The 26,427-nt window shown below is 55.5% G+C and carries 23 protein-coding genes; 13 read left to right on the forward strand and 10 right to left on the reverse strand.

From position 1 onward, the window contains the following. The first annotated feature begins 41 nt into the window (after positions 1 to 41). Entirely contained in the window at positions 42 to 1,565 is a 1,524-nt protein-coding gene (gene xylB / locus IAG03_RS02175) for a xylulokinase (RefSeq protein ID WP_249318070.1), read from the forward strand. Between the two features lie 365 nt (positions 1,566 to 1,930). On the opposite strand, the gene IAG03_RS02180 is transcribed toward xylB, so the two are convergent. From IAG03_RS02180 to IAG03_RS02190, 3 genes are all read right to left on the reverse strand, one after another. Next, the gene (locus IAG03_RS02180; protein WP_249318071.1) at positions 1,931 to 2,836 is read right to left on the reverse strand and encodes an EamA family transporter; all 906 of its coding nucleotides are present in this window, start codon (positions 2,834 to 2,836) and stop codon (positions 1,931 to 1,933) included. Then, on the reverse strand, positions 2,833 to 3,504 hold the full coding sequence (locus IAG03_RS02185) for a 4'-phosphopantetheinyl transferase family protein (RefSeq protein WP_249318073.1): 672 nt from the start codon (positions 3,502 to 3,504) through the stop codon (positions 2,833 to 2,835). Before IAG03_RS02185 ends, IAG03_RS02180 begins: the two co-directional genes overlap by 4 nt. 371 nt (positions 3,505 to 3,875) lie before the next feature. Next, positions 3,876 to 4,460 carry a manganese efflux pump MntP gene (locus IAG03_RS02190; RefSeq protein ID WP_249318074.1) on the reverse strand — a complete coding sequence of 195 codons (585 nt, stop codon included), beginning with the start codon at positions 4,458 to 4,460 and terminating at the stop codon, positions 3,876 to 3,878. A 163-nt stretch (positions 4,461 to 4,623) separates the two neighbouring features. Between IAG03_RS02190 and glpK the strand changes: the two genes are divergently transcribed. The 5 genes from glpK (at position 4,624) to IAG03_RS02215 (ending at position 9,312) form a co-directional block, all read left to right on the forward strand. Continuing rightward, positions 4,624 to 6,123, forward strand: a complete 1,500-nt coding sequence (gene glpK / locus IAG03_RS02195) for a glycerol kinase GlpK (protein ID WP_249318075.1) — start codon at positions 4,624 to 4,626, stop codon at positions 6,121 to 6,123. A 283-nt stretch (positions 6,124 to 6,406) separates the two neighbouring features. Beyond that, positions 6,407 to 7,021, forward strand: coding sequence for an imidazole glycerol phosphate synthase subunit HisH (gene hisH / locus IAG03_RS02200; RefSeq protein WP_249318076.1), 615 nt, complete (start codon positions 6,407 to 6,409; stop codon positions 7,019 to 7,021). Between the two features lie 12 nt (positions 7,022 to 7,033). Then, entirely contained in the window at positions 7,034 to 7,840 is an 807-nt protein-coding gene (hisF, locus tag IAG03_RS02205) for an imidazole glycerol phosphate synthase subunit HisF (RefSeq protein ID WP_249318077.1), read from the forward strand. Between the two features lie 426 nt (positions 7,841 to 8,266). Next, positions 8,267 to 8,566 carry a hypothetical protein gene (locus IAG03_RS14340; RefSeq protein WP_249318154.1) on the forward strand — a complete coding sequence of 100 codons (300 nt, stop codon included), beginning with the start codon at positions 8,267 to 8,269 and terminating at the stop codon, positions 8,564 to 8,566. Further along, the gene (locus IAG03_RS02215; protein ID WP_249318152.1) at positions 8,488 to 9,312 is read left to right on the forward strand and encodes a lactonase family protein; all 825 of its coding nucleotides are present in this window, start codon (positions 8,488 to 8,490) and stop codon (positions 9,310 to 9,312) included. Before IAG03_RS14340 ends, IAG03_RS02215 begins: the two co-directional genes overlap by 79 nt. A gap of 535 nt (positions 9,313 to 9,847) precedes the next feature. On the opposite strand, the gene IAG03_RS02220 is transcribed toward IAG03_RS02215, so the two are convergent. From IAG03_RS02220 to IAG03_RS02235, 4 genes are all read right to left on the reverse strand, one after another. Then, positions 9,848 to 10,591, reverse strand: coding sequence for an amino acid ABC transporter ATP-binding protein (locus IAG03_RS02220; RefSeq protein WP_346726092.1), 744 nt, complete (start codon positions 10,589 to 10,591; stop codon positions 9,848 to 9,850). Beyond that, entirely contained in the window at positions 10,581 to 11,303 is a 723-nt protein-coding gene (locus IAG03_RS02225; RefSeq protein ID WP_249318079.1) for an amino acid ABC transporter permease, read from the reverse strand. The genes IAG03_RS02220 and IAG03_RS02225 overlap by 11 nt, the downstream gene beginning before the upstream one ends. Before the next feature lie 97 nt (positions 11,304 to 11,400). After that, positions 11,401 to 12,153, reverse strand: coding sequence for a basic amino acid ABC transporter substrate-binding protein (locus IAG03_RS02230; RefSeq protein ID WP_249318080.1), 753 nt, complete (start codon positions 12,151 to 12,153; stop codon positions 11,401 to 11,403). A gap of 357 nt (positions 12,154 to 12,510) precedes the next feature. After that, positions 12,511 to 13,038 (reverse strand): DUF2179 domain-containing protein, encoded by a 528-nt coding sequence (locus IAG03_RS02235; protein WP_249318081.1) that lies wholly within the window; start codon positions 13,036 to 13,038, stop codon positions 12,511 to 12,513. 222 nt (positions 13,039 to 13,260) lie between these two features. Between IAG03_RS02235 and IAG03_RS02240 the strand changes: the two genes are divergently transcribed. Beyond that, positions 13,261 to 13,734 carry an ureidoglycolate lyase gene (locus tag IAG03_RS02240; protein ID WP_249318082.1) on the forward strand — a complete coding sequence of 158 codons (474 nt, stop codon included), beginning with the start codon at positions 13,261 to 13,263 and terminating at the stop codon, positions 13,732 to 13,734. Positions 13,735 to 14,176: 442 nt separating this feature from the next. On the opposite strand, the gene IAG03_RS02245 is transcribed toward IAG03_RS02240, so the two are convergent. The 3 genes from IAG03_RS02245 to IAG03_RS02255 form a co-directional block, all read right to left on the reverse strand. Then, positions 14,177 to 15,019, reverse strand: a complete 843-nt coding sequence (locus IAG03_RS02245) for an AraC family transcriptional regulator (RefSeq protein ID WP_249318084.1) — start codon at positions 15,017 to 15,019, stop codon at positions 14,177 to 14,179. Positions 15,020 to 15,512: 493 nt separating this feature from the next. Then, on the reverse strand, positions 15,513 to 17,240 hold the full coding sequence (locus tag IAG03_RS02250; RefSeq protein WP_249318085.1) for an ammonium transporter: 1,728 nt from the start codon (positions 17,238 to 17,240) through the stop codon (positions 15,513 to 15,515). A 115-nt stretch (positions 17,241 to 17,355) separates the two neighbouring features. Beyond that, positions 17,356 to 19,449 (reverse strand): glutamine synthetase III family protein, encoded by a 2,094-nt coding sequence (locus tag IAG03_RS02255; protein WP_249318086.1) that lies wholly within the window; start codon positions 19,447 to 19,449, stop codon positions 17,356 to 17,358. 391 nt (positions 19,450 to 19,840) lie between these two features. Between IAG03_RS02255 and IAG03_RS02260 the strand changes: the two genes are divergently transcribed. From IAG03_RS02260 to IAG03_RS02285, 6 genes are all read left to right on the forward strand, one after another. After that, the gene (locus IAG03_RS02260; protein ID WP_249318088.1) at positions 19,841 to 20,938 is read left to right on the forward strand and encodes a class II glutamine amidotransferase; all 1,098 of its coding nucleotides are present in this window, start codon (positions 19,841 to 19,843) and stop codon (positions 20,936 to 20,938) included. Then, a complete protein-coding gene (locus IAG03_RS02265) occupies positions 20,938 to 22,443 on the forward strand; it encodes a glutamate synthase-related protein (RefSeq protein WP_249318089.1) in 1,506 nt (501 codons plus the stop codon). The genes IAG03_RS02260 and IAG03_RS02265 overlap by 1 nt, the downstream gene beginning before the upstream one ends. 50 nt (positions 22,444 to 22,493) lie before the next feature. Continuing rightward, positions 22,494 to 23,765, forward strand: a complete 1,272-nt coding sequence (locus IAG03_RS02270) for an adenylosuccinate synthase (RefSeq protein WP_249318090.1) — start codon at positions 22,494 to 22,496, stop codon at positions 23,763 to 23,765. Between the two features lie 108 nt (positions 23,766 to 23,873). Then, entirely contained in the window at positions 23,874 to 24,311 is a 438-nt protein-coding gene (locus tag IAG03_RS02275; RefSeq protein ID WP_249318091.1) for a 4Fe-4S dicluster domain-containing protein, read from the forward strand. Beyond that, entirely contained in the window at positions 24,308 to 25,531 is a 1,224-nt protein-coding gene (locus tag IAG03_RS02280) for an NAD(P)/FAD-dependent oxidoreductase (RefSeq protein ID WP_249318093.1), read from the forward strand. Before IAG03_RS02275 ends, IAG03_RS02280 begins: the two co-directional genes overlap by 4 nt. 23 nt (positions 25,532 to 25,554) lie before the next feature. Next, on the forward strand, positions 25,555 to 26,205 hold the full coding sequence (locus tag IAG03_RS02285; RefSeq protein WP_249318094.1) for a GltB/FmdC/FwdC-like GXGXG domain-containing protein: 651 nt from the start codon (positions 25,555 to 25,557) through the stop codon (positions 26,203 to 26,205). The last annotated feature ends 222 nt before the right edge of the window (positions 26,206 to 26,427 follow it).

The following is a 26,427-nucleotide window of genomic DNA, read 5'->3' on the forward strand; positions in this document are numbered from 1 at the left end:
TAGTTTGGCGAAAAATACGGACCGCGAGTGGAGGAACCAAAATGGGAAAATATATTCTTGCGCATGACCTGGGTACGAGTGGAAATAAGGCGTCTCTTTACGATACGACCGGCGCGCTGGGCGCCAGCGTGCTTTATGAATATCCGACCTACTACCCGGATGTCAACTGCGTGGAGCAGGATGCGGAGGATTGGTGGAAAGCAGTCTGCGATTCAACCAGACAGCTGATGGAAAAGGCGAATGTCTCACCGAAAGAAATCATTGCGGTTTCCTTCAGTGCGCAGATGATGGGATGCCTTTTAGTGGACAAAAACGGCGATCCGCTTTCCAATATGATTATCTGGGCGGACATGCGCGCCAAGGCCCAGGAGCAGGCGCTCATCGACCGCGTGGGCATGGAGCGGGTTTACCGCATCACCGGACACCGGGCGAGCGCTTCCTATTCTGCGGCAAAGCTGCTCTGGATGCGTGACAACCGTCCGGAGGTTTACGGCCGTGCCTATAAAATGCTGCATGCAAAGGACTATATCATCCACAAACTGACCGGCAAGTTTGTGACGGACTACAGCGATGCCTCCGGCACCAATTTGCTGGATTTGGAAAAAAAGACCTGGTCGCGGGAAATTCTCGACGCCATGGAAATTCCGGAGGGATTGCTTCCGGAACTGCACGCCTCGACAGATATTGCGGGCGGCATTACGGCAGCGGCTGCCGCTGCGACCGGACTTTTAGAGGGCACCCCGGTGGTCATCGGCGGCGGAGACGGCTCCTGTGCCTGTGTGGGCGCCGGTGTCGTGCGTGAGGGCAAAACGTATAACGTCATCGGATCTTCCTCCTGGATTTCCTGCGCGACCCGCAAACCGGTTTTTGACGATCAGATGCGCACCTTTAACTGGGTGCATCTGGATCCGCAGTATATTACCCCCTGCGGCACCATGCAGGCGGCCGGGTACTCGTTTAGCTGGCTGAAAAACACGCTCTGCGACAGCGAAGCGGCGCTTGCCAAAGAGACCGGTGAGCGTACCTACAGCATCATTGACCGCGAAATTCAGTCTGCGCCGGCTGGCAGCAATAAGCTGTTATACCTGCCGTATCTGCTCGGCGAGCGTTCTCCGCGCTGGAACAAGGATGCGCGCGGCGCATTTGTCGGTCTGAGCGTCACCAGCACGAAGGCGGAGATCCTCCGCTCGGTTCTGGAGGGCGTTGGCTACAATCTGAAAATTATTCTCGATATTCTCGACAAATCGATCCCGATCGAGGAAGTCACGGTGATCGGCGGCGGTGCGCGCAGCGCCGTCTGGATGCAGATTCTTGCAGACATCTGGCAGAAGCCGGTCGCTGTTCCGCGTTACCTCGAGGAGGCCACCAGCATTGGTGCGGCGGTTTGCGCCGGTGTCGGCGTCGGTGCGTTCGAGAGCTTTGATGTGATCGACCAGATCAACGCGACGCAGACAATTCTGCAGCCGAACCCCGAAAATGCTGCGATTTACGAAAAGCTTTTCGCAGCGTTCGACACCGCCTATACCGGTCTGCTCAGCACCTACGACGAGCTGGCGAAAATCTAAAAGAAAGGCCATGCGCTTTGGGCGCGCGGAACAGCCTCAGGTTGTGCGGACAGCCGGCAGATTGCCGCGTTCCGCAGCTTTCGTCCGGTACGGCCAAAACCGCCGAAATGAAAAAAATTGACGGCGATATGCTGGGCTGGAGAGACACACCGCGCTTGGGACGCCTCAAATGTGCACATTGTATGATTTAAAAAGCCAAAACAGGAGCGGCACCGATTGGATGCCGCCCCTGTTTTTTGTTTGCCCACACCGGGCAGAAATTCCGGCGGATATTCGAAAATTAAATCGCCGCATGCACGGGAAAACCGGCATCCGGCGCTATTTTTGTATGTGCTGTTTTGGATATGCTAAAAACACGAAAGCTTTTACGGCGTTTGGATTTTGCGGGAAACGCGGAGGTTGAGAATCACAATGGCGGCCAGGACGAGCAGGATGCCGATCCCGCCGGAGAGCGTCAGCGGCTCCTGGAAGGCCAGAACGCCGACGAGCGTTGCGATAACCGGCTCCACGGAGGCCATGATGGAGGCCCGGCTGGACTCGACGGCAGTCAATCCGAAGGTGTAGAGCGAATAGGGCAGCGCCGCGGTGACGATTCCCATGGCAATGGACAACAGCAAAACGCGCGGCGAAGCGGTGAAGGCATCGGCAAGGCCTTTCCAATTGAGGAAGGGCAGCACGCCGAGCGTCGCGATGAGAAAAGTATAGAACGTGATCGTCAGGGAGTGGTATCCGCGCTGGAGCGCATAGCGGCTGAAGATGCTGTACAGCGCATAGCCGAAGCCGGAGAGCAGCCCGGTGAGAATCGCAGCCGCCGGAACCGGATCGGTATTTCCGAAAATGCCGGCGACAAAGACGCAGCCCGCAAACGCCATGGCGCAGGCGATGAGCTTCGGTGCGGTAAGGGCTTCCCGGAACAAAAGCGCGGAAAGCAGGGTGACCATAACCGGTGCGGTATAGAGCAGAATCGCCGCGACGGAGAGAGAGGTCAGCTGCATGGTGCGGAAATAGAAATAAGTGAACATAAGAATGCTCACAAGTCCGGTCCCGAGAAAGCACCAGAGGTCGCGCAGCCGGATCCGGAGCAGCTTTTTGCTGTAGAAGAACAGAACAGCGGCCATAAGGACTGTTGTGACAGCGGAGCGGATCAGCACGATCTGCATGGAATCAAGCCCGGCGGCGTTGAGACTGCGGACAAAAATTCCCATCAGTCCCCAAAGCGCGCCGGATAGAATGATGCAGGCTGTGCCTGCCTTTTTCAGTTTGGAATTCACAGGGATCCTCCTTCATAGGGCGAGAGTTGCATCGCTTTTTTAAGCAGCGCCGGAAGCGGGATCTGCTCAAAAAGGCAGGCGGTTCCCTTTTCGGCGCAGACCGTCATCCGATATGCGTCGTGGCAGTAACGGTGCAGGTCGTAGGGGAAATCTGCGCGCATGGTGTCGGCCTGCGAAAAGACGCGGGGCAGGCCGGTTCCCAAAAGTTTGGCATACGCTTCCTTGGCGGTCCAGATTTCCAACATGCGATCCGGCAGAAGCACACCGTCCGGCGCGGCATAGGCCTGTTCGGAAGCGGAAAAATACCGCCGGACGACTGCCGGGTGGACTTTTCGGAGCGCCTCGAGATCGGCACCGACCGGATGGCTGTCAAAGGCGGCAAGCGCGGCGCCTTTTGTGTGGGAGACGCTGTACTGGAACGCCGGATGACCCAAAAGGAACGGCTTTCCGGCGGGCGCAGCTGCAATTTCAATCTCCCGATTTTCAAGGCCGAGCGTTTCTGCGGCAAAGACGCGGACGAGCAGATCGGCGAGCAGCCGGATTTGACGCTCCGATTCTGCCTGGAAGCGGGAAATTCGATCCTGCTTTTCTTTTGGAATACGCTGCAGCAATGCGTCATATAGATGTTGTGGAAGAGGGTTGTCCAGAAAAACATAACGGGCATTCAAAGGCGGTCACCGGCTTTCGGGCGAAATGCGTTCAGCACTCCGCATAAATTTCTGGCGCGAAATCGGTCGAAAAGGGTATTTTCTCGCAGGGGGATTTATGTTATAATAACCTAAAGGCGCGATGCTGCGCATCGCAGGCGGTTTCACCGCCAACGCAAAGCTTACGCTTTGCCCTTTAGAACATTGTGCTTCGCGGTAATAACCTCAGCGATACCACGCTTTGCGTGGCGGCAGCGTTGCTGCCCACCCGGAGCGGCTCGCTCCGGATGCTGAGAACATTGTGCCAAAGGCATCATAACCGAAAGGCGCGACGGACAGTTTGCCGTTGTGGAGCTTTGCGCTTTTCTTCGGGGCTTTTTAAGACGGAAGGGTCAGGAAAGCCACATATGTTCGACAAAAATTTTGACGCCGATGGCGATCAGGACGATGCCCCCGACAATTTCCGCTTTGGAGGAAATCAGATCTCCAAACTTTTTTCCGATATAGACGCCGGCAAGACATAGTACGAACGTCGTCAGCCCGATGAGACATACCGCCAGCGCAATCAGGGACAGCGTCGAAGCGCCGACAGCACCCGGCAGAATGATTCCGGTTGCGAGCGCATCAATGCTGGTAGCAATGGCGAGCACCAGCAGCGTCTTGAAAGAAAGTTTGCCGTCCTTCGGCGTTTCGCTTTCTTCATCCGGCTTCCGGCTTTCCCAGATCATTTTAATGCCGAGATACAAAAGCAGGATGAGCGCAATCCAGTGATCTACCTTACTGATCAGCGCCGCTCCGGCTTTTCCGATCACCCAGCCGAGAAATGGCATCAACGCCTGGAACAGGCCGAATGCACCGGCCAGCTTACAGGCAAAGGAAAATGAGACCTTTTTGGCGGTTGCGCCGTTTGCGGCACTGACTGCAAAGGCGTCCATGGAAAGGCCGACGGCAATTCCGAACAGTGAGATGTAATCCAAAGAAATGCCCCCTGAAAATTCGTTTTTTGCAAAAACGTGAATAGTACTATTTTATCAGACACAGGATTCAAAGTCAATTCAGCTAGATACTTTCTATGCGGCTTCCGCAGGAAGGTTTACGATGTATAAAAGGAAATCTTACAGAGAAAGAGGGATTAGTTTCATGAAGCAGGGAAGGTATATTTTATCATTGGATCAGGGAACAACGAGTTCCCGTGCGATTTTGTTCAGCGGACGCGGGGAAATCGTCGGTATGGGGCAAAAGACATTTCAGCAGCATTATCCGCAGCCGGGCTATGTAGAGCATGACGCGGAGGAGATTCTCTCCACGCAGATTTATGCGATGCATGCCGCTTTGGAAAATGCAGGCGTTTCCGCCGATCAGATCGATGCAATCGGCATCACGAACCAGCGCGAAACGACCGTAGCCTGGGACGCACAGACCGGCAAGCCGATCTATCACGCAATTGTCTGGCAGTGCCGTCGTACGGCACCGGAATGCGAAAAGCTCAAGGCCGAAGGATGGGAAGACTATATCCACGAGACAACGGGTCTGATTTTGGACGCGTATTTCTCCGGCACCAAAATGAAATGGTACCTCGATAACGTTCCGGAGGCCAAGGCGCTTGCTGCAGAAGGCCGTCTGCGCTTCGGCACCATCGACACCTGGCTGATCTACTGCCTGACCAAGGGCAAATCCTATGTGACGGATGTCTCCAATGCGTGCCGGACGATGCTGTTTGATATCAACAAGCTTGCGTGGGATGAAAAAATCATGCAGCGCCTGGGAATTCCGGCGAGCGCACTGCCGCAGGTTGTGCAGTCGAGCGGAATCGTCGGCTATTGCAGCAGCGAGATTCTCGGCTGTGAAATTCCGATCGCGGGTATCGCGGGCGATCAGCCGTCGGCGTTGTTCGGACAGTGCTGCTTTGACGCCGGTATGGCCAAGAATACATACGGCACGGGCTGCTTCGTGCTGATGAACGCCGGTGACAAGCCGGTCATGTCGAAGTCCGGCCTGCTCACGACGATCGGCTGGCAGCTTGACGGCAAAGTCGCATATGCGCTCGAAGGCAGCGCCTTTAACGCCGGATCGGCAATCGACTGGCTGCGCGACGGACTGGAGTTGATCGAAAAGCCCTCAGAGGCCGATATGCTTGCAGAGAGCGTTGAAGATTGCGGCGGCGTCTATTTTGTTCCGGCCTTTACCGGACTCGGTGCGCCGTACTGGGATATGTATGCGCGCGGCGGCGTGATGGGCATGACGCGCGGCACCACGCGTGCGCATTTTGCCCGTGCGGTTCTGGAGAGCCTGGCGCTGGAAAGCTATGATCTCTTCCACGCAATGGAAAACGATATCGGGATGAAAATCAAAGAGCTCCGCGTGGACGGCGGCGCCAGCAAGAGCCGCTTCCTGATGCAGTTCCAGTGCGATCTGCTCGAATGCAGCGTTCTGCGTCCGGAGTGCCTCGAGACAACGGCGCTCGGTGCGGCCATGCTTGCCGGTCTTGCGGTCGGCATGTGGGACGGCCTCGACGAATTGCGCACAATCTGGAAGAGCCGCACGACCTTCCAGCCGGAAATGAGCAAAGAGTGGGTCGAACAGAAGGTCGCAAAATGGCACAAGGCGGTCGAGCGCTGCCTTGCCTGGGAAAAAGATTGAGAAAATTTGTGCAAGGGGGCACGGCGATCTGCCGTGCCTTCCGATTTGAGCCGGGTGTTTCTCTAAAAAGGCTCCGTCCGAATAGATTGCGGGCCGAAAACGGTATAGACAGGCACAGAAGGTGTGAAACTAAATGGGATTCCGGTTTGCAAATCGGTGACAGAAATGGATGTGGGAATGGTTTGTCTGTGAGCGGGCGCCTGTTTTCGGCAGCTTTTCCGGGTGACATTTTGAAAATATGCCCATATTCTTTAAAAAGTATGTACAGTCAGGGGTTTTGATGATGATTTCGGTGATTGACTATGGAGCAGGAAATCTGGAGAGCGTGCGCAAGGCGTTTCACCATATCGGGTGCGAGGTCTGCCTGACTAAAGACCGGGCGCAGATTTTTCAGGCGGATGCCGTGGTATTGCCCGGTGTCGGCGCGTTTGGAGACGCGATGGGCGCGCTGCGGGATTCCGGCCTGATTCCGGCGATTCTTCGGGTTTTGTATACAGGTAAGCCGTTCCTCGGCATTTGCCTGGGACTGCAGCTGCTCTTCGACGAGAGCGAGGAAGCGCCCGGCATTCCGGGCCTCGGCATTTTGCCGGGAAAAATTGCCCGGATTCCGGCGGGGGAGGGCCTCAAGATTCCGCATATCGGCTGGAATTCCCTCCGGCTTTCGCAGCAAAAAGGCGATCTTTTCCAGGGGCTTGAGCCGGAGCCGTACGTCTATTTTGTGCACTCCTATTACTTGCAGGCCGAAAACCGCGCGGATGTGACCGCGACGGCAGGATACGGCGTTTCGATTGACGCCGCCGTGCAGCGGGACAATCTCTGCGCCGTGCAGTTCCACCCGGAAAAAAGCGGGGAAACCGGTCTTGCAATGCTGCGGAATTTTGCAAAAATGGGAAAATAGGAGGGACACACGATGTATGCAAAACGGATTATTCCCTGTCTGGATGTCAAAAACGGCAGGGTTGTCAAGGGGACGAGCTTTGTCAATCTGCGGGATGCCGGAGATCCGGTTGCGGCGGCCGTTGCCTATAACGCACAGGGCGCAGATGAGCTGGTGCTCCTCGATATCACCGCCTCGTCCGATGCGCGTGCGATCATTCTGGACGTGGTCAGCGAAGTCGCTTCCCGGATTTTTATTCCGTTTACGGTCGGCGGCGGCATTCGCAGCGTCGAAGATTTTACCATGCTGCTCCGGGCGGGCGCGGACAAGGTGTCCGTCAATTCGGCGGCGCTGCACAATCCGGAGCTGATTTGCCAGGCAGCGGAGAAATTCGGCAGCCAGTGCGTGGTGTGCGCAATTGACGCCAAACGGCGCGCGCCGCAGCAGGGAGACTGGCAGCCCTCTGACGGCTGGACCGTGTATCTGAACGGCGGACGGGTCGATACGGGAAAAGACGCAATTCTCTGGGCGAAAGAGGCCGAACGCCTCGGCGCGGGAGAAATCCTTCTGACGAGCATGGATTGTGACGGCGGGAAGCAGGGGTATGACCTCGAATTGACGCGCACGGTTTCGGAAGCGGTCGGAATTCCGGTCATCGCTTCGGGCGGCGCCGGCAAGATGGAGCATTTTTACGACGCCTTTACACAGGGCAAGGCCGACGCGGTTTTGGCGGCGTCGCTGTTCCATTTCGGAGAAATTGCCATTCCGGATCTAAAGGCTTACCTTACCGGACGCGGGATTCCGGTTCGGCTGTGCGGCGAATCCGCCTCTGCGGATTGATTTTTAGGATTAATTTTTAGAAAAAGCGGACGCAGGGCGAAACAGCGATTGCGCAGCAGGAATTCTGTTTTGCAGACCGATTGGAAAAGCCGGTTTGCGCGCCTGTGCGGACGCCCGGACCGCGCAGCAAAAGCCGGTTTACACGGCGGATTTTTTGCAGAGAAACGCCCCAAGAGAGGAGTTTGCAAGGCGATCTGGCAGCCCCTGCGGGGTACCCGCTTTGTTGCAGATGCGCGTGCAAATGCCGCAGGTACGGCTTTGGCTTAAGGCGGTATCTGGCGAGAGACGCGCCGGATCCGATTCTCTGCGCGAGAACGGTCCGCAGCCGGCAGGACAGGTTTTTGTATTCATAGCATGCTTTTCGGAGCGGTTTCGTCCGGTACATCTCATGGGTGCTGCCGCTTCATATGGAAAGGAGCAAATTTGATGAAATCTTACGGATTGTTGGTCGGCGTGAATGACACTGCCGGCGGAATTGAAAGCTGGGTGTTCTGCCCGGAAGAAAATCGACTTTCGCGCTTGCGGCAGGAAGATGCATTTCCGAAAATCTCCTATTTGACCCGCAATGCAGAAAAGACGCTGGCCTGTGTGCGGTGGATGGAGACGGGCCGGCGATCCGAACGTATCGGATCTGTACCGGCAGCCTTGTGCCGTGCAGCGTCGCTGCGCCTGTCGAAAACGGGCTTTGCCACGTCAGCATCACGCCGGCACAGGATCGGATTTTGACGTCCAGTTATACAGAAGGTCATGTCTGTGTGTATGCACTGGGAGAAGACGGAACGATCGGCGCACGCATCGGACATGTCCAGCAGGTCGGCAGCAGTATCAATCCGGATCGGCAGGAGGCTTCCCATGCACATTCGCTGTTTCCTGCGCCGGATGGAAACAGGATCGTGGTCTGCGATCTCGGCGCGGATACGCTGACGGTTTATGCGCTGCAGCCGGACGGCAGCCTCTGCAAAAAGCAGGTCTGGAACGCGCGTCCCGGAACCGGCCCGCGGCACTTTGAATTCCACCCGAACGGAAAATGGGGCTACCTGCTGACAGAGCTGAGCGCCGAGGTGATCCTGTTTGCGCAGAATGCAGACGGCACGCTGACCGAGTGCCGGACCGTTTCGACGCTTCCGGCAGAATTTTCGGGCGATAATTTGGCGGCGGAGCTTCGCCTTTCTGCGGACCGCCGGTTTTTGTATGTCTCCAACCGCGGGTACAATCATGTCGCCTGGTTTGCGGTTTCGCCGGAGGATGGAACACTTTCTTACTGCGGAGAGGTCGAAACAGCGGGCTGGCCCAGAGAGTTGGAGGTTTCCACGGACGGCGCGTTTGTATTTGTGCTGGAGGAACCGTCAGCGTCGTATGCAGGCGGTCTGGAAGTGTTTTCCGCGGACGCCCGGACCGGCGCGCTCCGCAATATCGGGGTTTCTGCGGATATCCCGCACGCCCAGACGTTTGTCTATTGTGAAATGGAATAAGAGCAAGCGGCCCTTTTTCAGGTGCGGCTTGATCGGCATTCGGATATCAGTGCACGGCCCGGAGTGCCGTTTTGACGCAACCTGTTTGCCGGGCGCAAAACCAAACCGGTTTCCGGTCCTGTCTTTTCATACATAGAAAAAATCGCTTTTTTTCATGAAAAAGCCCATGGGAAGGGAAAGAACGGATCAGCCGCAAAATGAAACGGAAATTGGAATCTGTACAAAAATCCTGAAAAAATGAAACCCGGTGTTCTTCTGTACCGAAATCGGCCCAGAAAGGACGCCGGGTTTTGCGCACAATTTTCTGTGGTTCTTGCGGTGTGAGCAAGGTGCATTGCGCCCATTTTTGCAGAGAAAATGAGGCGCATTTCCTCTGCAAAAACAAATGAATAGCAGACGGATGACGCGCAGCAAGCGGACAGCATGCAAAACAGGCGACGCGCAGCAGACAGCGCGCAGCAAACATAAAAAACCAGGATCTGAAAAGCCGAAACGGGCAATTCGATCCTGGTTTTTGTGTGTTGAATGTTGTGCGTTAAATAATTTTGGAAAGGAAGCTCTGGAGACGGTCGCTCTTCGGATGATTGAAAATCTCATCCGGTGTGCCGTCCTCTATGATTTTTCCGCCGTCCATGAAGATGACACGAGTCGCAACCTCGCGGGCAAAGCCCATCTCGTGCGTGACGACGGCCATGGTCATGCCGCCGTGGGCCAGATCCTTCATAACGTCCAGCACTTCGCCGACCATTTCCGGGTCGAGTGCGCTGGTCGGTTCGTCAAACAGCATCACGTCAGGGCTCATGCACAGCGCACGTACAATGGCGATTCGCTGTTTTTGTCCGCCGGAAAGCTGCGAGGGATAGGCAGAGGCGCGGTCGGCAAGGCCGACGCGTTCGAGTAATTCCATCGCTTTGGCTTCCGCCTCTGCTTTGGGCATTTTGAGCAGCTTCACCGGGCCGATGGTCATGTTTTTCAAAATGGTCATATGCGGGAAGAGGTTGAACTGCTGGAAAACCATGCCCATTTTTCTGCGGTGAATGTTGATGTCCACCTTCGGATCGGTGATATCGACGCCCTCAAAACGGATGGTTCCGCCGGTGGGAACCTCCAGAAGGTTCAGACAGCGCAGAAAGGTGGATTTTCCGGAACCGGAAGGCCCGATAATGACCGTGACGTCGCCTTTGTTGATGGTGGTGGAAACACCGTCGAGCGCGGCAAGATCGCCGAATTTCTTTTCGAGTCCCTCAACGGTAATGAGGGGAGCAGTATTAGTGGTCACTGTTGCGCAGCCTCCTTTCCAGACAGTTGACGCCGTAGGAGAGAACCAGAACGACGACAAGATAGATCAGCGCGACGGCCAGCAGCGGGAGAAAAGCATTGTAGGTGATGCTGCGGATGATGTTGCCGCCTTTGGTCAGGTCGTCCATCGCGATGTAACCAGCAATCGAGGTCTCTTTGAGCAATACGACAAGCTCGTTGCCGAGTGCGGGCAGAACCGTTTTGATGGTCTGCGGCATGACGATATAGTACATGGTCTGGATGTAGTTGAATCCAAGGCTCCGGCCGGCTTCGGACTGTCCGGCGTCGATGCTCATAATGCCGCCGCGGATGATTTCAGCCGTATACGCGCCGGAGTTCAGGCCGAACGCCAGAACGGCAACCAGCAGCTTCGGCACATTGACCGAGGCGAAAATGCCGAAATAGATGAGGAGAACCTGCACCATGACCGGCGTTCCGCGGATGACGGTGAGATACAGCCGGCAGATGGCGTTGCCGATTTTCAGCTTGCCGGTTTTGTCGTGCGTTGCGCGGATGATGGCCACCAGGAAGCCGATGACAAATCCGAGCAGAACCGCCAAAACGGTGATTTGCAGGGTGACCAGAAGGCCGTCCCAGAGGTAGCGCCAGCGATCTTCTTTGATAAAACATTTATAAAAAAGATCGGAGAGATACTGCCAGGTGTTCGAAAACCAGGCGAAAATTGCATTCATGTCCACAACATCCTACCTTTTCCATTACGGCGAAAGCGCACCGGGGGATGCCCGGCACGCTTTCTGGGAAATATCAAAACGAGCGTACGAATTCGTGTTATTCTGCGATGTATTTGTCGATGATCTGCTGCAGTTCGCCGGAATCTTTGAGCTCCTGGATTGCCTTGTTGATATCGGCAAGCAGCGCGTCGTTGTTCTTTGAAAGCGCCAGTGCGTATTCTTCCGAGATGCTGCCGCTTTCGAGAATCTTCAGGCCTTCGTTTTCTTCTACGAACACTTTTGCCGGCTCGTTGTCGATGACAACCGCGTCGATTTTTCCCTGTGCAAGTGCCTGAACCGCTTCAAAGCCCTTGGAATACCGTTCGAGGCTTGCGACCTCACCAAAGTTGCCCCAATCGACAAAGGTGTCGCCGGTGGTGCCCTGCTGGACGCCGACCTTAAGGCCCGTCAAGTCGCCGTTATTGGTGGAATCTTCGCGTACGATGATGACCTGAATGGCGTTTGCATACGGATCAGAGAAGTTGACTTCTTCTTTCCGTTCGTCGGTGACGGTGATGCCGGCAGCGCCGACATCCGCTTTGCCGGAAGTGATGGCCGGAATGATGGAGTCAAATTCCATATCTTCTACAACCAGCTCTTTGCCGAGTTTCTTGGCAACGGCGTTCATGATATCGATGTCGATGCCCACAAAGCCGTCGCCGGATTTGGACTCAAACGGCGGGAATTCCGCGTTGGTCGCCATGATGAGTTTGTCGCTTTCTGCGCTGCCGCTGCTGGAGCAAGCCGGGAAGCAGCAAAGAAGCAGGCAAACGGCCAATACCGCAAGAACAATTTTTTTCAGTGCCTTCATGATGGTTCATCCTCCTGGAAAATCATTTGAGTTGTATTTCTCATGTAACGAGACTTATTATAATACAGCTTTTGTGCATAATCAAGAGAATTGTTGCAAGAATATCCAGGCGAATTTTCGATGGTTTTTGTAATAATATACAGAAGGATGTATTTTATAGCCGACAAAACGACGGATGGCATTTGCAGGGAATGCAGTTCAAAAAAAGAATAAAACCTAGGAAAATTCAGCGTTTTTTCAAAAAGTCGCAAGAAAAAAGCGCGGGAAAACACCGCGCCGAACGTCAAAATGCAAAAATCTTGTGAATATTCATATTGTTTAGAATAATTATACAGTATATTATTTAGAATATACAAATCATTTTTTGAAAAAGCCGCCCCAGACCAGTTTTGTCTCATCCACGACGAGAAAGGCTGCGGGGTCATACTGCTGCACAAGCGCCTTGAGCGCGCCGGTTTGCCGTTTGGCAATCTGAATGATGAGCATGTATTTTTCGTCGGTCAGCTCGGATCCGGCGGCGCTGACGACCGACATGCCGTATCCCGCCTCCCGGATTGCCCGGATCAGTTCCCGGTCTTTTCCCGTTGTAATGACGCGCACCTCGACGTATCCGCTGATCAGCTTGTCGGCAAGCAGTCCGCCGAGATAGGTGCCGGCCGCAAAGCCGCCCGCATATGCCGTCACGATGAGCAGGCTGCTTCCGGCGGCGTCGAGCGCCTCGCGGACGATCAGAAACCAGATGCCGACCTCCAAAAATCCGCAGAGCGCTGCGAAAAGGTGTTTTTCCTTTACGGTCAGCACCATCCGCACGGTTCCGAGAGAGACGTCTAAGATCCGGCTGAAGAATATTTTGACGCACATGAGCAGCAGCGCGCTGTCCGGCATGAAAATCCCGTCCTTTTTTGAAATCTCTGGGCCTGCAAATGCCGGTCCGTGTATCCTTTGGTATGGCCGGATGCGGCAAAAATATACCTTCTGCGCGCGCGCGATTGTATCCAAAATCGTTGGATTCGCGCATGGTAAAATCTGCTGAAAAGTGTTAAAATCAGAACAGAAATTTGATTGTTCCGGCGCTTGCTGCCGGAGCGGAAGATCGGAGGAACGAACATGCAGAAAATCAAGGTGCAGGTCTTGACCGAAGAAGCGTTTGTACCTTACGGAACCGTTCTGGCGACAGAGGTTTCCAAAGCGGAACGGAATCCCGGCGTTTCCGACTGGTACGGCAATGTCGCCGTGATGGAAGGAATCGACAGCGCGGCGTTTAACCTGATGACCGTTTATCCGCGCGAGGCGGTCTGCCGGAAGTTTGAATGCCATCTGAAAACCAAAGAGGCGGTGATTCCGATGGACGGCAAGGGGATCATCATTCCCCTGGCGCCTCCGGGCGAATTCGACGCCAGCCGGGTCACGGCGTTTTATGTCCCGGGAAACAAGGCGGTTGTCTTTCATCCGGGTACCTGGCACTTTGCGCCCTATACCTATGAGGATGCCGCGACTTTCATCACGGCCTACCGCAGCAGGACGCCGGAAGATGATGTATATTTTGCGCAGCTGCCGGAGGATGCCGGTCTGGAGCTGTAAGCAGCTTTTAAAAGATTCTGCACAGGCGGAATCGAAACGAAACCAGAAACGAAAAGCGGAACCCGCCACGCCGGACAGGCGCAGCGGGTTCCTTTTTTTCGTTTTTATTCTATCCGTTGCTGCGGCTTTCGGCTTTACGGGTTCGCGCGTCCCGAAACCGGAATCCAATGTTTTGCCGAAGAGTGCGGATATCTCTATTTCGGCTTCGCACGTCCCGAAACGCGCCGGGGCAATTGTGCCGGCGGAAGCCCGCACATGGCGGCCCGCAGAGCAGCTTTCGCGTCCCTGTGCCGCGCCGCAGAAGCTGCTTCCAAACGGGCGCCGGCTGTGCGAAAAACACGCCGATCGTTGCGGAAACTTCCGCCGAAAGCGGTTTGCGGGAAATGCCGATTGCGGTTCGGATCGTTTATGCGCCCTTATGCATCGACGCCCGCGGCGCCGGTTAATTTGAACCCGGCAAATGCCTTGCCTGCCGCTCCAAAAGCTGCTTGCGGTAAGCGCCGGGCGTCTGTCCGTAAAACCGCTTGAAAACGGCGTCCATCTGCGTCAGCTCCGTATACCCGGAGGAACACGCGATTTCCCGCAGAGAAAGCCGGGCGTCCAGCATCAGCGCTTCCGCGCGCCGGAGCCGCGCCCGCTGGATCCATTCCTGCGGGGAACAGTTTGCGACTTCGCGGAAAATCCGGAACAGCTGCGACCGGCACAGGCCGACAAAGTCGGCAACCTCCGAGACGCGCACCGGAGAAAAGAGGTTGCCCTCAATATACCAGACTGCCTTTTGAAAATAGACCGAGGAGGCAGGCGGCGCTTCGGCTTTTCCGGAAGGATGCAGGGATTCGCCGGTCAGCGCCAGCAGACGCAGCAGTCCGCCGGAAGCGTTGAGTTCGCCCATCCGCAGCCGGGAAAGCTCCGGGATGAGCTCCTCTAAAATCCGGCGTGCCTTTTGCGGTTCCGAAAGCGTAAAGACAGGAGCCTCCCGCGAAAATCCGGTTTCGCTCGTCAGCGCGGCCGCGGCGTCTCCGGTATAGCCGATCCAGCCATAATGCCAGGGCGTTTCTTCGGACGCGCGATAGGTGGTGACCTCATCCGGAAAGATGAGAAATCCTTGTCCTGCATGGAGCGGATAGGCCTTTCCGTGATAGAAATATGTGCCGCAGCCGGAAAAGATATAGTGAATCAGATAACAATCCCGCACAAACGGGCCGAATTGGTGTCCGGACGCGCACTTTTCTGTGCCGCACTGCGTCACCCGGAGCGGAAGCACGCCTGCTAGGGCGGTTTCCATAGAATCACCTCACAATCGTTATAGCATCACGTCTCTTTTATCATTATCAGAATTGCAGAAAAAAGTCAACCGGCAAAAACGTCTTAAATTGAACCCCCATTCGACGGAGCGGGTCGGCCCGAATGCGTGCCTGCCGTTCGCACATGCACCGGAGCGGCATGCATCAGGTTGGCGGCCGCCGGGTTGGCCGGTATGGTGCGGCGCAGAATCCGGAATGCCCAGCAGAAGCGGTACGCCGAACCTGCAAAGGGAACCCCTGCGCGCCGCGGCCGCCGGACAGTGGATATCGGGGCCGGCGGACATCGAATTAGCGGCCAATGGATCGGCAGCCGCCGAGTCGCCAGCCGCCGGAGCATGCAGCCCGGGCAGTTGAAACCCAATCGGCAGCCGCAAACCAAACCGAAACAGACGCCGTCGGAAAAGCGGCCGCAGGAATAGTCCCGCAGCCGCTTTCCGGTTTTATGAAAAAATGGGGTAGAGAGGGAAACGCAGATTATTCGACATCCTGCAAGGCGTCATAGCCTTCTTCGCCGGTACGAACTTTGATGACATTTTCCACGTCATAGACGAAGATCTTGCCATCGCCGATGTGGCCGGTATAGAGAACCTTTTTCGCGGTTTCGATGACCGTGCGGACCGGAACCTTGCAGACGACCATTTCGACCTGGATCTTCGGCAGGAGGTTGAAGTCGACCTCAACGCCGCGGTAATATTCGGTTTTGCCCTTCTGTACGCCGCAACCGAGGACGTTCGTGACCGTCATGCCGGTGATGCCGATGTCGTTCATGGCATTCTTGAGGGAATCAAACATTCTCTGGTTGCAGATGATTTCGACCTTTGTCATCTTGACGTCGGATGCCGGAGCCTTTGTTTCGTCGGTTACCAGCTGTACCGGAACGGCTGCGTCGACCGGAACGGCCGTTTCTACCGCAGCGTGCGCCGTGATGGCCGCTGCTTCCGGATTGCCGTCATAGAGGTGTTCTACCGTCGGGGTAAAGTCCGCATATGCGCTGACCAAGCCGTGTTCTGTTACATCGAGGCCCAGGATCTCTTCTTCTCTCGAAGCGCGCAGGCCGACAAACTTCTTCAAAAGCAGAAATACAACGGTCATTGTAATTGCGACCCAAGCGATGACCGAAGCAACGCCGAGAATCTGTACGCCGAGGAAGTGGAAGCCGCCGCCGTTTACCAGACCGATATCATTTGCAAAGACGCCGGTGAGGATCGTACCGGTTGCGCCGCATACGCCGTGCACGCTGATTGCGCCGACCGGGTCGTCGATTTTTGCGACCTTATCAAAGAATTCCACTGCAAAGACGATCAGGACGCCGGCGATGAGGCCGATAACAGCTGCTGCCCAGGGTTCGACCATATCGCAGCCCGCCGTGATGGCGACCAGACCGGCCAGAGAGCCGTTGAGCGTCATGGAGACATCCGGCTTCTTGTAGCGGATCCAGGTTGTGATGAGGGTTGCGCAGGTTGCGACTGCTGCCGCGAGGTTCGTGGTGACAAATACCTTGCTGGCGAGGATATCGTTTCCGTTTGTCATGGAGACTGTGGAACCGCCGTTAAATCCGAACCAGCAGAACCAGAGGATAAATACGCCGAGTGCGCCGAGGGTCAGGCTGTGACCGGGAATTGCGCGGGGCTTGCCGTCTTTGCCGTACTTGCCGATGCGCGGTCCGAGGATCTTTGCGCCGACGAGCGAAGCGACGCCGCCGACCATGTGAACAGCCGTAGAACCTGCGAAATCATGGAATCCGAGCGAAGCGAGCCAGCCGCCGCCCCAGATCCAGTGTCCGGAGACCGGATAGATAAACGCGCTGATGACAGCAGAATAAATGAGGTAAGATTTAAACTTCGTCCGCTCTGCCATTGCGCCGGAGACGATCGTCGCTGCAGTTGCGCAGAAGACCGTCTGGAAAATCAACGTGGTGTAATCGCCGCCGTTGCTGGTGAAGAAATCCCAGCCGCCGACGAGTGCGCCGGAACCGGCAAACATGATGCCGAACCCGATAAACCAGAAGATCGGGGTGCCGATAGAAAAATCCATCAGGTTTTTCATGATGATGTTACCGGCGTTTTTCGCTCTCGTGAAGCCGGTTTCCACCATGGCAAAGCCTGCCTGCATGAAGAAAACCAGCGCCGCGCCGACGAGTGTCCACATGATGTCCACGTTATCGACGGTTGCAAAGACTTCTCGTAATGCATCCATATCCATTGTTGTTTCCTCCTTTTAAATCCTTTATGCTGTAAAAAAGGCGCGTTGGGAGCCCGGCACTTGTTTTGCCGGGCTGCCCAACACGCCTTTGTGTTGGAAAACTGGGAATAAACGGTTAGATTCGGAAGAGCAGGTCGCCGTAGGTCGGGAACGGCCAGGCTTCCTCTGCTGTGTTGACTTCGAGTTCGTCGACCACCGCGCGCAGCTCCTGCATGGCAGTAAAGACGGAATCGTGATAATACCGCGCGGTTGCGAGCGCGCCGCCGCCGCAGTTCTTAACGCCGAGCAGAATATCGTCGAGCGCACAGAGCTTTTTGTACATGGAACTCGAAAGCGAAGAGAGCTTTTCAATGAGCGACGTTTCCATATCGCACGGCACGCTGCCGCAGGCCGCCCGTTTGGCGTTGACCTCTTCTGCAAGAGACGCGATGTACTTCGAGACCGCCGGGATGATATCCTTCTTGACCATATCGACCATGGTCAGCGCCTCGATGTTGAGCACCTTGCCGTAGGTTTCGAGCAGGATCTCATAACGGGAACGCACTTCCGTTTCGGTAAAGATCTTATGATCGGTAAAGACCTTGATGTTTTTCTCGCTGATGAAGGCCGGCAGCGCGTCAACCGTGGATTTAAGGTTGAGCAAGCCGCGTTTTTCGGCCTCTTTCGGCCATTCGGCGGAATACCCGTCGCCGTTGAAGATGATGCGCTTGTGTTCTTTGATGGTCTTTTTGATGAGCGTATTCAGTGCCGACTTAAAGTCGTCCGCTTTTTCAAGAACATCGGCGAACTGCTTGAGTTCTTCGGCGACGATCGTGTTGAGCACGATGTTCGGGCCGGCGATGGAAAGCGTGGAACCGAGCATCCGGAATTCGAATTTGTTGCCTGTAAAGGCGAAGGGGGAAGTCCGGTTGCGGTCGGTGGTGTCTTTCGGAAAATGCGGGAGGACATGGACGCCAATCTCCATTTCAGAACGTCCGCATCCGTTGTAGGCTGTTCCGTTCTCGATGGAATCGAGGATCGCAGTCAGCTCGTCGCCAAGGAACATCGAAACGATGGCCGGGGGTGCCTCGTTTGCGCCGAGACGATGGTCATTGCCTGCGCTTGCGACGGATACGCGGAGAAGATCCTGGTATTCGTCGACCGCCTTGATGACCGCAGAGAGGAACAGAAGGAATTGCGCGTTCTCATACGGGGATTTGCCGGGTTCCAGAAGGTTGACGCCCGTGTCCGTGGAAATGGACCAGTTGTTGTGTTTCCCGCTTCCGTTAACGCCTGCAAAAGGTTTCTCATGAAGCAGACACACGAGACCGTGTTTTAAGGCCACATTTTTCATGGTTTCCATGGTCAGCTGGTTGTGGTCGGTTGCGATGTTGGTCGTCGTGAATATCGGGGCAAGCTCATGCTGAGCAGGCGCTACTTCGTTATGCTTGGTTTTGGCGAGGATGCCAAGCTTCCAGAGCTCTTCGTCGAGATCCTTCATATAGGCCGCAATGCGTGGCTTGATGGCGCCGAAATAGTGGTCCTCAAGCTCCTGGCCTTTCGGGGGACGTGCGCCGAACAGGGTGCGTCCGCAGAAGAGCAGGTCTTTTCGTTCATCGTAAAGCTTTTTATCTACAAGGAAGTATTCCTGCTCCGGGCCGACGGTTGTGACCACGCGCTTGGCGGTGGTGTTGCCGAAGAGTCGCAGAATCCGCAGCGCCTCGTCGCTGATGGCTTCCATGGAACGGAGAAGCGGCGTCTTTTTGTCGAGCGCCTCTCCGCTGTAGGAGCAGAATACGGTCGGAATGCAAAGGGTGCCGTCTTTGAGGAATGCATAGGAGGTCGGATCCCAGGCGGTGTAGCCTCTTGCTTCAAAGGTTGCACGCAGGCCGCCGGAGGGGAAGCTCGAAGCATCCGGTTCTCCTTTAATCAGTTCCTTGCCGGAGAAATCCATGATGACCTTTCCGTCTTTTTGCGGAGAAATGAAGCTGTCGTGCTTTTCTGCCGTGATGCCGGTCATCGGTTGGAACCAGTGGGTGAAATGGGTGGCGCCTTTTTCAATGGCCCAGTCCTTCATGGCGTTTGCAACAACATTGGCGACCGTGATATCCAGGTCCCTGCCGTCTGCAATGGTTTTGCGCAGGGATTTGTAGACGTCTTTCGGTAGTTTGTCGCGCATAACATCGTCGTTGAAAACCATGCTGCCGAATAACTCAGGGACTTTACTCATAAGAAACGCTTCCTTTCATTTGGTGTGCTTTTTTTAAATCAAATTCAAACAAAAAAAGCGCCGTGAGCGGTTCTTCGCTCACAGCGCCTTTGCTGTACTGTCGCTATTATAGGCCGATCTGTTTTCGCTGTCAATACTTTTTTGGAAAAAATTTTAAAATGCAGGAAATTCTGGAGTTTCGTGCAAAACTGCAATTTGAATTCCTAAAATAAACTGTTTAAAACGCCAAAAGTGAAGGTTTTTGTATTTTTGCTTGCAAAACATATTGACTTTTGTGCGGGTTCTTTCTATACTAAAGACAGACAAAGACGTCTGATGATGGATCCCGGAATTGGTGCCGGAGACCGGGTCAGACGCCTTTTTGTTTTGTGAAATAGAAAGGATGGGCACGATGTTAAAAGAAGGCTTTGGAGGGAACAGGATACCGGCGGGCTGTGCGATATCAGGCATATTTTCAAGAAGCGGAAAACGGATCGGCGGAGAGAAGATCGTCGATTCCATTGCGCTGATGCATGAGCGCTCCAACGGCCTTGGCGGCGGATTTGCAGGCTACGGAATCTATCCCGAATATAAAGATCTCTATGCGTTTCATGTATTTTATGATCACCCGAAAGCCAAAGAAGAATGCGAACAGTTTTTGGAGCGGCATTTCGACGTGGTAAACCTTTCCAAGATTCCCACGCGAAAGACGCCGAAGATTACCGACGAGCCGCTGATCTGGCGGTACTTTGTCAATCCCTTGCCGACGAAACTCGCCGAAAGCCAGCTCGATCCCGACGAATTTGTCGCGCGCAGCGTCATTAAGGTCAATACGCACATTGACGGCGCGTACATTTTCTCCAGCGGAAAAAACATGGGCGTCTTTAAGGCGGTCGGCTATCCGGAGGATGTCGGCGAATTTTACCGGCTGGAAGAATATGCGGGATACTGCTGGACGGCGCACGGGCGCTATCCGACAAACACGCCCGGCTGGTGGGGCGGCGCGCATCCGTTTGCGCTCCTCGATTTTTCGATCGTCCACAACGGCGAGATCTCTTCTTACGATGCAAACCGCCGGGTGATTGAGATGTACGGCTATCAGTGTACGCTTCTGACGGATACCGAAGTCATTACCTATATGATGGACTACCTGATCCGCCGCAAGGGCCTTTCCTTAAAAGAAGCGTCGAATGTCATTGCGGCGCCGTTCTGGTCCACGATCGGCAAAAAGGATCCGGAGGAACGCGAACGCCTGACGTATCTGCGCAATGCGTTTTCCGGCATGCTGATTACCGGGCCGTTTTCGATCCTTTTCGGATTTACCGGCGGCATTATGGCGCTCAACGACCGCCTCAAGCTGCGCAGCATGGTGGTCGGGGAAAAGGACGATATGGTCTATATCGCGAGTGAGGAATCCGCCATCCGAATCATTGAGCCGGATCTCGATAAGATCTGGGCGCCCGGCGGCGGAGAGCCGGTCATTTATACGTTAGATAGGGGGCAAGCATAATGCCGATCAACTTTTTATATCCGGAATACGAGGTCGTCCGCAATCCGGACCGCTGTATTGCCTGCCGCGCCTGTGAGCGGCAATGTGCGAACGAAGTCCATCACTATGATTCCGAACTGGGACGCATGCTTTCGGACGAATCGAAATGCGTCTGCTGTCACCGCTGCGTCTCGCTCTGTCCGACGCGCGCGCTGAAAATCGTCAAGAGCGACCATACATTTAAAGAAAATGCAAACTGGACGAGCCAGACCATCACCGATGTCTACCGTCAAGCCGGAAGCGGCGGCGTGCTGCTTTCTTCCATGGGAAATCCGAATCCGCTGCCGGTTTACTGGGACAAGATTCTCATCAATGCCTCTCAGGTGACAAACCCCTCGATCGACCCGCTGCGGGAACCGATGGAGACGAAAACCTTCCTCGGCGCAAAGCCGGAAGACATCGAGCGCGACGCGGACGGCAAGATTGTCAACAACTTAAAACCGCAGCTTGCGCTTTCGGTGCCGATCATGTTCTCGGCGATGTCCTACGGCTCCATCAGCTACAATGCGCACGAGAGTCTGGCGCGTGCGGCACAGGCTCTCGGCACCTATTACAACACCGGCGAGGGCGGCCTGCACGAAGATTTTTATCAATATGGAAAGAATACCATTGTCCAGGTTGCGTCCGGCCGTTTCGGCGTACATGAAGGATACCTCAACGCCGGGGCCGCCATCGAAATCAAGATGGGACAAGGTGCAAAACCGGGCATCGGCGGACATTTGCCGGGCGCCAAGATCGTCGGGGATGTCTCCAAAACGCGGATGATTCCGGAAGGCTCCGACGCCATTTCTCCGGCGCCGCATCACGATATTTATTCGATTGAAGATCTTCGTCAGTTAGTTCTTTCGCTAAAAGAGGCGACAAATTACAAAAAACCTGTTATAGTAAAGATAGCGGCAGTCCATAACGTTGCGGCGATTGCCTCGGGCATCGCGAGAAGCGGGGCGGATATCATCGCCATCGACGGGTTCCGGGGCGGCACGGGGGCTGCTCCTGCCCGGATTCGGGATCATGTAGGGATTCCGATCGAGCTCGCGCTTGCAAGCGTGGACCAGCGTCTGCGCGATGAGGGCATCCGCAGTCGGGTGTCGCTGGTTGCGGGCGGATCCATCCGGAGCAGCTCCGATGTTGTGAAGGCCATCGCGCTGGGGGCAGACGCGGTGTATATCGCGACCGGCGCGCTGCTGGCGCTTGGGTGCCATCTTTGCAGAAGCTGCCACAGCGGCAAGTGCAACTGGGGCATTGCGACCCAGCGGCCGGAACTGGTCAAGCGTCTCAACCCGAACGTGGGCAGTGAGCGGCTGATCAATCTGATTACCGCCTGGAACCATGAGATCAAGGAAATGCTCGGCGGCATGGGGATCAACTCCATCGAAGCGCTCAAGGGCAACCGCCTGATGCTGCGCGGGGTCGGGCTGAACGAAACAGAATTGCGGATTCTCGGCATCAAACATGCCGGTGAATAATAAAACGGTCTAACAACCATTTCAAATTTATGAAACAGGGGGATTTTGAAATGCTAACAGCGGTTGTAGGAATCAATTGGGGCGACGAAGGCAAGGGCCGGATGGTCGACCTGCTTTCCGAGGAACAGGATATTGTCGTACGCTATCAGGGCGGCAATAACGCCGGGCATACGGTCATCAACGACCGGGGAGAGTTCATTTTGAACCTTCTGCCCTCCGGTATCCTGCGTCCGGAAATCACGAACGTCATGGGCTGCGGAATGGTCATCGACATCGAGCATTTGTGCAAGGAGATCGGCCGCCTTCGCGAAAAGGGAATTGTGATTTCTCCGGAAAACCTCAAAATCAGCGAACGCGCAGTGATTTGCATGCCCTATCATGTCATGCAGGACTGCCTCGAAGAAGAACGTCTCGGCGACGCCAAATTCGGTTCCACCCGCCGCGGCATTGCGCCGGTATACGGCGACAAATACCTCAAAAAAGCGCTGCGTATGGGCGATCTGTTCCAGCCGGAAGCCCTGCGCGAGCGGCTGCCCAGCATTCTCGATTGGAAAAACCTGACCCTCACAGAGGTCTACCACGCAGAAGGCTGCACGGTTGAGAAGATCATGGATTGGCTCAAGACCTATGGAGAACCGCTGATGCCCTACGTCTGCAACGCCGGCACCTTTCTGACGGAAGCGCTCAAAAACGGCAAGCGCGTGATGTTCGAAGCACAGCTCGGCGCACTGCGGGATATCGATTTCGGCATCTATCCGTATACCTCCTCGTCTTACACGATCGCGTCTTATGCGCCGATCGGCGCGGGAATTCCGGGCCGCCAGCTCGATAAGACGGTCGGCATCATGAAGGCATACTCCACCTGTGTCGGCGAAGGCCCGTTCACTGCGGAGATGTTCGGCGAAGAAGCGGAAGCGCTGCGGCAGGCCGGCGGAGAATACGGCGCTGCAACGGGACGTCCGCGCCGGGTCGGCGGCTTTGATGTCGTCGCATCCAAATACGGCGTGCGGGTACAGGGCGCAACAGAGCTTGCCGTTACAAAGCTCGACGTGCTCTCGTATCTCAAGGAAATTCCGGTTTGCGTGAGCTATGATGTGGACGGCAAGACCGTGACAGAGTTCCCCTACGGACGCGATCTGACGATTGCAAAACCGAATTATGTAACCTTAAAAGGCTGGAACTGCGATATTTCGGGCTGCAAGACTCTGGAAGAGCTGCCGAAAGAGGCGGTGGAGTATGTCCGCTTCCTCGAAAAGGCGGTAGAGTGCCCGGTGAAATATATCTCCGTTGGCGCAGAGCGCGACGCGATTATCGTCCTGTAACCTCTCAAGACAGCGGCCGGGGCAGCCGCCGTTTCCGGGTTCGGACGAAGAAATTTGAGAGCCGGCCGGAAAAAACGCCGGGCCGGAAAGGAAGGAAGCGTCTGAAACGTGAAAAAAATCTATGTAGATGAAAAATGGTGCCTCGGCTGCCATCTGTGCGAATATTACTGCGCCTTTGCCAATTCGCACAGCGATAACATGGCAAAAGTGCTCAAGGACGTGGTCATCAATCCCCGCATCCGCATCGAAGAGCACGACAACATCAGCTTTGCGGTTTCCTGTCGGCACTGCAAAGATCCGCTCTGTGTCAAAAGCTGCATTTCCGGCGCGCTGACCCGCAAGGACGGCATGATCCGGATTGACCGGCAAAAGTGCGTCGGGTGCTATACCTGCGTACTCGTCTGTCCGTTCGGGGCCATTATGCCCTCCAAGGACGGCGCGATGCAGAAATGCGAACTGTGTGTGGAAAATGCAAACGGCACCCCGGCCTGTGTGCAGGGATGTCCCAACAAAGCGATTGTGTTTGAGGAGCGGGATGAAGGATGAAATACGTGATGATTGGAAATTCCGCAGCCGCTGTCGGCTGCATCGAAGGCATCCGGAGCGTCGATCCGGACGGGGAAATCACCGTTGTTTCTTCGGAGCCGTACCATACCTATTCCAGGCCGCTGATTTCCTATTTGCTGCTGGGAAAAACCGATCTGCAGCGCATGAAATACCGGCCGGATAATTTCTACGAGACGAACGGCTGCAAGGTTCTGCTGGGCAAAACCGTACAGGCGATCGACGCGCAGGAAAAGCGCGTGGCGCTTGAAAGCGGGGAAGTGCTGCCCTATGATAAGCTGCTCGTCGCGACCGGTTCCAGGCCGTTTGTTCCGCCGATGGAAGGGCTTGACACGGTGCCGGAGAAGTTTACGTTTCTGTCGCTTGACGATGCTAAAAAGCTCGAGCAGGCGCTCGGCAAAGACAAGCGCGTCCTGATTGTCGGCGCGGGTCTGATCGGGCTTAAATGCGCGGAAGGAATCTTAAACCGGGTCGGTTCCATTACCGTTGTCGATCTTGCGAACCGGGTGCTGCCGAGTATTCTGAATGAAGAGGGCTCGGCGATGGTGCAGGCGCACCTGGAAAGCCTGGGGCTTTCCTTCCTGCTCAGCGACAGCGTGCAGCGCTTTGACGGCACGACTGCATATCTGAAAAGCGGGAAAACCGTGGAGTTTGATGTGCTTGTCGTTGCGGTCGGCGTCCGGCCGAACACGGAGCTTGTCAAAGAGGCCGGCGGCGAGGTTCGGCGCGGAATCGCAACAGATTTGCACTGTGCGACGACGCTTCCGGATGTTTATGCGGCTGGCGACTGCAGCGAATGCTACGATCTGACTACCGGGCAGAACCGGGTTCTCGCGCTGCTTCCGAACGCATACATGCAGGGCCGGTGTGCCGGCGTCAACATGGCCGGCACAGATTCGGCTTATGACACGGCCATTCCGATGAATGCCATCGGTTTCTTGGGACTGCACATGATTACGGCGGGCGCCTATGAAGGCGAAGCGCATATTGTCCGGGACAGCGGCAGCTACAAGGCGCTTTTCTGCAGGGATAACCGGCTGATGGGCTTTATTCTGATCGGAGACGTTGCGCGTGCGGGCATTTATACCTCGCTCATCCGCAACCAGACGCCGCTTGACACGATTGACTTTGAACTTGTGATGGAAAAGCCGCAGCTGATGGCCTTTACAAAGGCTGCGCGCACCGAGATGATGGCAAAATAACGGAAACGGGAAGGTGACTTGCAATGACAGAACAACGCTGCTTGGGAGAACGGTATCTTGGCTGCGGCGCAGAATCGGGTGTGCTTGCGCTGCGCGGAACACCCGGGAACGCGCTGGGGGCATATCTGAACGGCGCGGATCTGATCCTGTACGGAAACGCGCAGGATGCGACCGGCGACACGATGAACAGCGGCAGCATTACGATTTACGGAAATACCGGAGACGCTGCGGGCTATGCGATGCGTGGCGGCGCGATTTATGTGCGCGGAGATGCGGGTTACCGCGCCGGGATCCACATGAAGGAATACAAAGAAAAGGTTCCGGCGCTGGTTGTCGGCGGACGCTGCGGGAGTTTTCTCGGAGAGTATCAGGCCGGCGGTGTCATCATCGTGCTGGGTCTTGGCTATGAAGGGCAGCCGGTTGTCGGCAATTTCTGCGGCACCGGAATGCACGGCGGGAAAATCTATCTGCGCACGGAAACGCTTCCGGTGGATCTGCCCGCGCAGGTTTCGGCTGCACCAGCCACGCCGGAGGATTTAAAGGACATCGCAGCGCAGCTGGACGCCTTTTGCGAGAAATTTGATGTTGAGAAAAATCAGATTCTGAACAGCAAATTTTATGTATTAAGGCCAAATACAAAAAATCCGTACAAACAGCTTTATGTTTACAGCTAAACGTTGTATAATAGACGCGGACACGTAGTGTCTTTCATCGCGCCGGAGGTTTTCTCCGTTCTGTAGCGCGCTGGACGCGGGAGGGCGCTTGTTCCGTTCCGCGGACACGAAGTGTCTTTCATCGCGCACGCGAAGTGTGTTTCATCGCGCCGGAGATTTTCTCCGTTCCGTGGTGCAGTGGACGCACACACGGAGTGTGTCCCATCGCGCCGGAGGTTTTCT

The organism is Yeguia hominis (assembly GCF_014384705.1).
GTDB classification, from domain to species: domain Bacteria; phylum Bacillota; class Clostridia; order Oscillospirales; family Acutalibacteraceae; genus Yeguia; species Yeguia hominis.